We start from the raw sequence: 9,654 nt of genomic DNA, 5'->3' as shown, positions 1-9,654 counted from the left end.
GGCCTCGTAGCAGGCCACCAGCTCGCGCAGCAGAATGTCCATCGACCAGCCGTCCGACACGATGTGGTGCTGGGTCAACAGCAGTACGTGTTCGTCGTCACCGGTGCGGTATAGATGCGCCCGGATCAGCGGACCTACGGCCAGATCGAAGGCCTCGCCGATGGCGGTCTGCACGTGGGCGGACAACGTCGCCGGTTCCGTGCGCAGATCCACCACGGTCCACGGCAATGCGATGTCCGTGCCGAGGAGGCGCGCTTGCGGCTCGCCATCGTGATCGATGAAGACCGTGCGCAAGGCTTCGTGCCGCACCAGCAACGCGCCCAGCGCCGCGCGCAAAGCCATCGGCGACAGCGCACCGCGCAGACGCAGCACCAGCGGCAGGTGATAACTGCCCGCCGCCGCACCCATCCGCGACAGGAACCACAGGCGCTGCTGCGCGAACGACAGGCTTGGCGCCGTGTCGGGTGCGCGCGGTGCGATGGCGGTCGATGCCGCGTGTGTACCTGTCGCAGTCAACGCTGCGGCCAGCGCGGCCAGCACCGGCCGCTCAAAGACGGTCGCCAGCGGCAGGTCTATAGCGAAGCGCTGACGCAGGCGCGAGAGCAGCCGCATAGCTACTAACGAGTGACCGCCCAAGGCGAAGAAGTCGTCGCGACGACCGACTTTCGCCACGCCCAGTAGCTCGCTCCACCACTGCGCCAGGGCGATCTCGATGTCGCCTTGCGGCTCTTCATAGGTATGCCGTGCGTAGGCGGCTTCGTCCGGTTGCGGTAGCGCCTGGCGGTCGAGCTTGCCATTGGGTGTCAGCGGCCACGCGTCCAGCCAGATGTACGCCGCCGGCAGCATGTACTCGGGCAGGCCGGTGGCCAGGTGCTCGCGCAGCGTTCCTGCATCGACGGCGGTGCCGATGAGATAGGCCAGCAAGCGTGGCTGTGTGTCCTCGCCACCCGGTGCCACAGTCACTATCGCTTCGCGCACGGCGTCGTGCGCGATCAGCCGCGCTTCGATCTCACCCAGCTCGATGCGGAAGCCGCGGATCTTCACTTGGTGATCGTTGCGTCCCAGGTAGACTAGCCGTCCGTCGGGCAGGTAGCGCGCCAGGTCGCCGGTGCGGTACATCCGCGCATCGGCGGCGCTCGTAAACGGGTCGCGCACGAACCGGCTCGCCGTGAGTTCCGCTCGCCCCAGATAGCCGCGTGCCACGCCGCGACCGCCGATGTAGATCTCGCCGGGCGAGCCCAGCGGTACCGGCTGCGCGTGCGCGTCGAGCAGGTAGATCTGGGTGTTCGCCAGCGGTCGTCCGATCGTCTCCTCGCGCGGCTCATCCCGATGCATGGCCGTCCACGTCGAATACGTGGTCGTCTCTGACGGGCCGTACAGGTTGCAAATGCGCGACACGGCCGTGTGCGCGAACAGACGCTCCACCAGACTGCTGCGCAAGGGTTCGCCGGCGAGGTTGACGGTTGCCGTGGTGGTTGCCGGCAAGGCACCGTCCAGCAACGCGCCGATCGCTGAGGGCACGGTGTTGATCAGGGTCACATCGTGTGCCACGGACGGCAAGGCGAGCGCATCGTCCAGCAGGTAGACGGTGCCGCCGCTGCACAGCGGCACGAAGCATTCGAACACCGACAGGTCGAACTGCACCGAGGTACAGAACGCTACGCGAGCGCGCTCGTGGGCATCGAACGCGTCCATCGCCCAGTACACCAGGTTGGTCGCCTGCGCATGCTCGATCAGCACGCCCTTCGGTGTGCCGGTCGAGCCGGAGGTGTAGATCACGTAGGCGACGTCGCGGTCGCTCCCGTCGACCGGACGTACGGCGCGGGCGGCGGTGGCGCGGGTACCGGCGGTGGCGACGTCGAGTACACATCGCTGTGTCAGCGCGGCATCGCCCAGTGCCGCACGGCCGGTCGCGTCGCATACCAGCCAACGCGGTGCGGCGTCTTCGCATACCCACTGCAAGCGGCCGGTCGGATAGGCTGGGTCCAGCGGCACATACGCCCCGCCGGCCTTGAGAATCGCCAGCATGCCGACGATCAGCCAGGGCGTGCGGTCCACGCACAGACCGACCAGGCTCGCCCGGCCCACCCCTTCCGACACCAGTACCTGTGCCAGACGGTCCGCCTCGTGATCCAACTGCGCATAGGTCCACGGCTGGCCCCTGTGCATCAGGGCGTGCGCCTGCGGTACCCGCGCTACTTGCAACTCGAACAGCTCGTGCAGACACCGCCCTTCGGGATACACCGCTGTGGTCGCGTTCAGATGCTCAATGACGTATCGTGATTCGCGCACACCGAGTAGCGGTAACTGAGCGACCGGCACAGCGACGTGTGCCTGCTCCAAGCCTTCATGCAACAGACGCTCCACGCCTTCGGTGACGAAGTGGACCGAGGCACGATCCGCATGATCGCCGGCAATAATCCATCGATAACACATACTTGCCAGACAGATCTGGAGCGTGAGCTCACGCCCTGTAATCAGGTTTGCCAATGGCTGTTCGTCGGCCAACGCGATGCAGATACCAACCTGCCACGGTTGCGCGCGACGCAAAGCGGCATTCGCTCGGCACAAAGGATGCCGAACGGGAAGCTCGATAAAATACGAAGCATGACCTGTCACGCATGCTCGCTCGGCTGCCGCGAGCTGCGCGAGTTCGTCCAGCGTCGACGAATAATCGACCTCGATTTCCAGCGGGACGCATTTTGCCAACGAAGCGACGAGATCGCCGGTCGACGCGTGCGATTCAACTCGCCACCCCATCTGTATGGCTGTTTCACCGGTCGCACGCGAAATGTAAGCAGCGAGCGCCGCCACAAAAACATCGACGCCGTATCCATTCCGATTACGCGCGCACTCCGGTAAATCGCACCACGCTGTTACGTGTTGCGTCGAACCGGCTTCGTCCATCGCAAGGCCGGGAATGCGCTGCGAACGGTAGCGAGCCAATCGCGCTGCCCAAAACGGTTCGGCATCGTGGATTGAAGCCAGCGCGAAGCATGAGGTGTCGGGCGTTGCCGCGACACCTTCCGGCAAACGATCACCGGGATGAAGTCCGAACCGATGCGAAGCGGCCGAAGGATGTTCGGGCTGCAAGTCCTCACCGAGAAATCCACTCAACAGGATATCGCCGTCGCCTGTGGCGACCGTCCATCCTTCGTCCGTTACCGCGAGTAAATGCCCGGGTGGATGCCATGCACGCTCGTTCAACGACACTACCCGCGTGACGCTGATGGCGCTTTCGCCGAAGGCGATACGAGGCCATGGAAACGTGTTATCGGCATGCTCATCGAGGACGACAGCTTGGAACATCGCATGCACATCCGCACGCGTCGTCCACTGAAGAAAACCGCCATCGCCTTTGCGCCTGCGCAAGGCGTACGGTGTCGTTGCCAAGACAGCGTTGACTGACGGGCACCAAATGTCGGGCAGATCGGCCACCGTCGGATCGTCGTCGTGCAGAAGACGCTCGGCCACGGCGACCATGGCATCGGCATAAGCGGCGAGCTGGGATTGTGTATGGCCGCCCGTGTCGTCGCTCAGCAGTATCTGCGAAGACATGCCATCGCCGTAATCGACCACTGCGATGCTGAGGTCGTCGAACGGCCCGATCGTCGGCGTATGCCAGACAAACTGGCAGCCCGGAAACGCCGGGCCGCAATCGAAATCCATGACATTGATCGCGGGTCCGAACCATCCGCTGCCAAGGCCGTGTTCCCTACGAATGGCCTCGCCACGATACGACTGCCGCCGCACGATACGGCGCATGCCTTGCGCCAGTTGCTGCGCAAGTGCAACGATGCCGATCGCAGGCGCGACCTGCACGCGGAGCGGCACGATATTGGATGCCATGCCAACCACGGATCGAGCCTGTCTTGAGACCCCGGCCACTGGCAGGCTGAGCTGAAGATCGTCGCAATCGACAAGTGAGCGAAGGATCGATACGACGATCGCCATCCACACGCTCGACTCAGGCACACCGTGCCGAGAGGCGACCAACTTCAGCCGCTCCTTGCCATCCCATCGGCGCTCGTAGGCAGCTCGGTCCAGCGTGTCGGTGGAAGGCCAATAGCGGCGCTGAAGTGTCGATGCGTCGAACGAACCTGCGAGATAGTCTCGCCAGAACGATGCATCGGAGCTGCGCGGCGGCGCAAATGATAGGGAGTCGGTAACCACGGCATCCGCGCGAATCGGATCTTCATGGGACGTGTTACCCGCGTCACTCCGGTGTGCTGCGTATCGCGCGCCGATATCGCGTGCGACTAACGCGACGCTACGACCATCGATAAAGAGGTGGTGATAGCACTGATACCAGACGTATCGGTTTGGAGCCCATCGCAATAATACGAAGCGTGATAGGTCGGCCGCCTCGGGCGAACGTGCTGTCGACATGTCGTGCGATATCCAGGATATCGCCTCGTCCCTGCTGGCAACTTCGAGCGTGAGCAATGGGCAGCTCGGTACAGGCAAGCCGACGATACCGACATCTTCATCAATGACCTCGACGCGAGAACGCAGCGCCGGATTAGCCGCAATAACCTGAGCCACCATGTCATTCAACAAAGACGCATCGACGAAACCCTCGACGTCTGCGTAAGCTCCGATCGAGAAAGAACGATCGGGTGTCATCAATTGGGCGACCCATAGTTCCATCTGAGCGGATGAAAGCGGTAAACGTCCAATCGACACTGAGTGGCCGGCACATCGATCCGTCGGTGCAATTACGCTCATGGTTGTTGATCTCTAATTCGAATCCATCAAAGCCTGTCTGCCCGCATAGGGCTTTCCCTTTCGATCAGATGGCTTCCGCCGGTTCTCCTCGCTCTGCGGCGGCATTGAAGTCGGTGGCTACGATGCGTCCGCTATCCAATTTGACAACGCGGTCGGCTGCGTCGAAGTAGCGGTCGTCGTGGGAGATCACGATGAGCGTCTTCCCCATGCGCTTCATCGTAGGAAGAATTGATCGATAGAAGTGATTACGAAAATGGGCGTCTTGATCAGCGGCCCATTCATCGAAGAAGTAGATCGTGCGGTCTTGAGCCTGCGTTTGCAGCAAAGCAAGACGCTTGCGTTGACCAGTCGATAGAGAAAGCTCGGAAAGCCGCCCTTGCGAGGATGAGACTTTGTCGCCAAGCATCAGAGCGTGTAACCATGCTGCGACGGTATCGTCATCGACCGAGTGACCTTGATCGTTCACTACGTCCGCGAAAAGATGAAAATCGCCGAACACGCCAGCGAAAAGTCGACGGTAAGCGGCGATATTATTTCGCACCGGCACACCGTCGATGAGTATCTGCCCAGCGGTCGGAGTAAGCAGGCCGCATAGCAAGAGAAGGAGGGTCGACTTACCTCCACCGTTGCCGCCGACCAGGAATAAGGTCTCGCCACGACGGATGGTCAAATCCAGCGGGCCGAGTTCATAACCGTCGCTGGCACTGGAAGGATGCACATAACGCACGCCTTGCAGCACAAGTTGTTCCCAGCAATCGTTGAGCAACTCCGAAGCCGAAGCCACCGGTGTAGTGATAGATGTTTCGAGAATTAAGCCCAATCGGTTTAGATGCCGTACGCTTGCCATACCCGTGGCCACTTGTTGAGCCATCTGGGTAACGAAGGCGATGGGCCCCATCAAGAACAACGCCACAACGACGAAGTGGGTAAGAACGTTGTCGGTTAAGTGAAATACGGCGCGACCGGTATACGCAATGGCGAAGACCGAAGCATACGAGACAGTCACCGACCAAGCATTATTGAACCCCACGCGAATATGCGCAGCGACCATCGTCACTCGTGCTGCCGCAATGGCTGGCTTAAGCACCGAACCGGTGAAGTGCTCAGCGCGCGGCGAGCTCACCGACATTTCTTTCTTTCCATCGCTGATTGCGCGAAAGCAGTCGAAGACGGCCTCTTCGGATTCGCGATGCGCATCGAAGGCTTTTCCGATTGCAGAGGAAAAGATTACAGAAGCAAAAGCAACAAGTGAGATAAACGATGCGAGCACCGCGAAAAGCAACGGCGAAATAGCAACCATGTAGCCGCAATATAAGACAACCAAAAGCGCTTGATAAGCAAGCTGAGGCACGATCAGCGCTAACGGTGCAATGCGGCCGATGTCTTCGATCAAAGATCCCAATATCGGCGATTTGTATTCCCGCAACCGCTCATATTCGACGCGGATGAATCGGCTCGACAACTCGGATCGAAGATCGGCCACCATTTCGCCGCCTAGATGAGCAAGCAGCGACTGCGATGCGAAACCCACGCAAAGCAGCCCCACTAAGCAACCCACACCGCTCAGCAGATCCATAGGCGCAACTTGCTTGACACCTACTGCGACAATCCGATTGATCAGCATCAAGAGCAAAAAAGTGAGCGCCGCATTGATCAGTGACAATACCGCACTGATGATAAGACGTGATCGGTGTCTTACCAGAAAAGCTCCAATAAACATTGAACAATCGCTCCGTCATGTTCTTAGTCGTTCCGTGAGCACTTTATTGAAATTAATGGTCTCGAGCGATGTCCCGTCTTTGACGAACGAGGCGCCGCGAAGATGACCCAACGCTCCCATTCGGCTCAGCCTTAGAGGCGTTCAACAAAGACATCGTTATTGATTCTAAGCGAGACGCCGCTCACATCGAAGCGTCGTCCCTGCGAGGTTATCACCATATTTCTCAAATTATGTGACTTGAACGCGCAGTTCTTGAACTTTAACTTTTCTTCACACAATTACTTGAGGTCCGTGTCTGTTGCAACAATGCGAGTCGCTCGCTCAATACCGGAAAAATTACCCTCAACTACGATTTTCGATGAGCGACCACTTAGAATGTCGACGAACGTGACGCGATCATGGCTCTTTTCAACTAAAAACGTATCCCGACCAATCGCGAATACCTTGTCCCATTCGTCATCGTTTCGCTGGAGTTCGAGCTGATCACCAACACGGCGGACTCGCCAGTTTTCACTTTTGCCACCCCGGTAAGATCCAACGTACCGGTCCATAATCTCGTTGGCCACAGGAATGCGTTTCGGTTGCGCCGGCTCTATGCCAAGCGCTAGCGCGGCCAACTTCATGCTAATGTCGTTCGGCGACACTGTGCTATTCGTGGAGTTAGCGAGCACCGCTACAAACAAATTGTCGCTCGGAACACGAACCATGGAAGAGAGAAAGCCGAAGATATTTCCGTCATGGCCGACGACCTTCCGGTTTTGCCATTGCCAGATCGCCCAGCCGAACCCATAGCCTGTCGCCGTGCCGTCGTTTAGTCGTCCTGAAGTCCAAGCCTTGTTCATCAAGGTAAGAGGTATGACCTTTCCACTCTCAAGGCTGGTATTCCAAAGAGCTAGATCGTCGACCGAAGAACGTACGCCGGCGGCAGAGTAGAGTTGAGTGGTACTTACGTATTGCGCGTCAACCAGTCGCCCAAGACGCCGGGCATACCCACGCATCGATCCCTGAACTATCTCACCGCCTTCAGCGTAGACCGTATGCTTCATGCCTAGCGGAAGAAACAGCTTAGTGCGCATGAAATCACCATATCGAAGCCCAGAAACTCGCTCGATAACAGCACCCAGCAAAACGTAATTCGAATTACTGTAATGCCACGCATCACCCGGCATGAAGTCGAGAGGAAAAGCTTTAAAAAAATCAATTAAGCGGTCGAGATCCAGCTCTTTCTGCATGGTTTGTCGCCATGTGCTGAGCTCGACGAAGTTTTTCACGCCAGAGGTCTGATTTAGCAACTGCTCAATCGTAACTCGTGGACCAACCTTCGGATAATCTGGAAGGTAGGCTCGGAAGTCTTCGGAGAGAGAAATCTTGCCCTCGCTAACCAGCTTTAGGATCGCAACAGCGGTGAATTGCTTCGTGAGGGACCCTATGCAGTAAACCATAGAAGGATCCGACCGCACCTTCAGTTCGACATCGGCAAGTCCGTATGCGCGCCGAAACAATACCTTGCCGTCCTTGACGACAATTACCGATGCACCTGGCTCCGTGTCGGGAAAGTTGGCTCGTAGAAATGCGTCCATGTCGCGATGCATGGCGCGCGCCGAAGCAGTCGAAGAAACCGCGCAAATGAGCGCAAACATCCATGGTCGCCATGCGAATCTCATCCATTTTCCTGTAGGGACTTGGCAAGAACGGAGGTGTGCTTGGAATAGCCTCTCCCAAGACACCTTGGAAAAGCTTACCTGAGTAAGTATCCCCGGGCAAAGCTGGGGGCTGTAGTTGTATGAGCCGCTCGAAGCGGCTTGGACGGGGTCGCTGACGCGGCCCCTCTGGTATGGCCACCCGACGGTGGCAGGCCTACCTCAGTAATTGAAGCTGCTCCAACCGCCAATTCTCTGCCTATTGATTGCGGATGTACGCTCGGATCATCTATTTTTCTCAACCCACGGTCGAGACGAAATACCCTCGCGCCCAAAAGCTCTACCCCACGAAGTTACGCTTGCGCTGGCCTTACACTTGCGCCAGATGGATCGCGCTCTTTCCCTTGATGAAGCCCACCACCTACGACATCGTATACTTTGGTGGAATGCACAGCATCATATGTACGTGATCCAGCATCAAATGGCCTTCCTGCACGCGGCTTTCTTCTGCTCCGCCAACCGACGAAACACCTCTCCAAGATACTTTCGAAGCTGGACGTACAACGTTCGACGACGACATTATTTCGACATGAACACCCCGTGATACAGGTACTCCTATTGCGTGTGATTTAAGCTTTCGTACTCGTCCATCGGTGATTCTCCTCTCGTGTGCTTGGCGGCTCACGAATCGGAGTTTCTCCGATCGTCAAACTTCTACTGCCTACCCGGCAGAGCCGGCGGAACTCCCGATTGGTTTAGCACTTATCCTCAGCCATGAAAATTGCTCGACCTGCGTAGAACCGGCTCCGGATGTGGCTTGCACACCATCAATGCACGCGCCAAGCGCGGCACCATCTCACACAGACAGAACCGGCGGTTGAAGCGACGGGCGGCTTCAGCCAGATAGCGCCGCGCGTATTTGCCCTGGCGGATAGCGTGGTGGCTCCCGCTGATGGCGCGCTTGACGTTGCCCAGCAGCACGTTTACCCAACACGCGCCACGTACCTCGCAGGCGGCGCGTCCGCCGGCGGTCTCCAGTACGGTGCGGGCATGTCCGGCATCGACAAAGCGGCGAAAGCAACGCAAGCCGTCACTGAAGACCTCGGCGTCGGGCGCCGGATGACGTGCCCGCCAGTCCTTGATGCTGTCATCGTCGAAGCTACGTACCGGCTCGATGACGGCATGTACCGGATGCTCCAGACCGACATCGGTCTCTATGGCAATCAGGAACGCCTGTTTGTTCTCCGAGCCGCGACCCGGCTTGCCACCGTTGCGCTCGCCGCCCAGATAGGCGTCGTCGATCTGCACAAAGCCGGACAACTGGCGCGATGCCTCGCGCTCGGTCATCGACTGCATGATCTTTTAGTTGATGCGCCAGGCCGCCTTGTAGTTCACACCCAGATGCCGCATCAGCTCCGGCCGTCGCCATCTTGGTCTTGGTCGCGATCAGCAGGTGGAGGGCCAGCATCCAGGCGACGCCCCCCCGATTTTGAGTAGCACATAGGTTTGGAGTCCAATCCCCCTACTGACGGAGATTGGACGTGAAGAAGCGATTTACCGAAGAAC

Annotated in this window: 3 protein-coding genes and 2 pseudogenes; all 5 read right to left on the bottom strand. The window is 58.8% G+C overall.

The annotated features are described in order from the left end of the window. Positions 1–4,728: non-ribosomal peptide synthetase (locus HDE76_RS20425; protein WP_255481711.1), on the bottom strand; the 4,728-nt coding region annotated here is incomplete at its 3' end. A gap of 64 nt (positions 4,729–4,792) precedes the next feature. After that, positions 4,793–6,448, bottom strand: coding sequence for a cyclic peptide export ABC transporter (locus HDE76_RS20420; RefSeq protein ID WP_255481710.1), 1,656 nt, complete (start codon positions 6,446–6,448; stop codon positions 4,793–4,795). Between the two features lie 278 nt (positions 6,449–6,726). Next, a complete protein-coding gene (locus tag HDE76_RS20415) occupies positions 6,727–8,088 on the bottom strand; it encodes a serine hydrolase domain-containing protein (protein ID WP_184510207.1) in 1,362 nt (453 codons plus the stop codon). Positions 8,089–8,347: 259 nt separating this feature from the next. Then, positions 8,348–8,679: pseudogene (gene tnpA / locus HDE76_RS20410) on the bottom strand (IS200/IS605 family transposase). Positions 8,680–8,856: 177 nt separating this feature from the next. Beyond that, positions 8,857–9,559 (bottom strand): annotated as a pseudogene (locus HDE76_RS20405) (IS1595 family transposase); the annotation flags it as partial. Positions 9,560–9,654: the final 95 nt, after the last annotated feature.

Source organism: Rhodanobacter sp. ANJX3, from assembly GCF_014200755.1.
Classification (GTDB): Bacteria; Pseudomonadota; Gammaproteobacteria; order Xanthomonadales; family Rhodanobacteraceae; genus Rhodanobacter.
The sequence above is the reverse complement of the archived record's forward strand: the minus strand, read 5'-3'. Positions and strand labels throughout refer to the sequence as shown.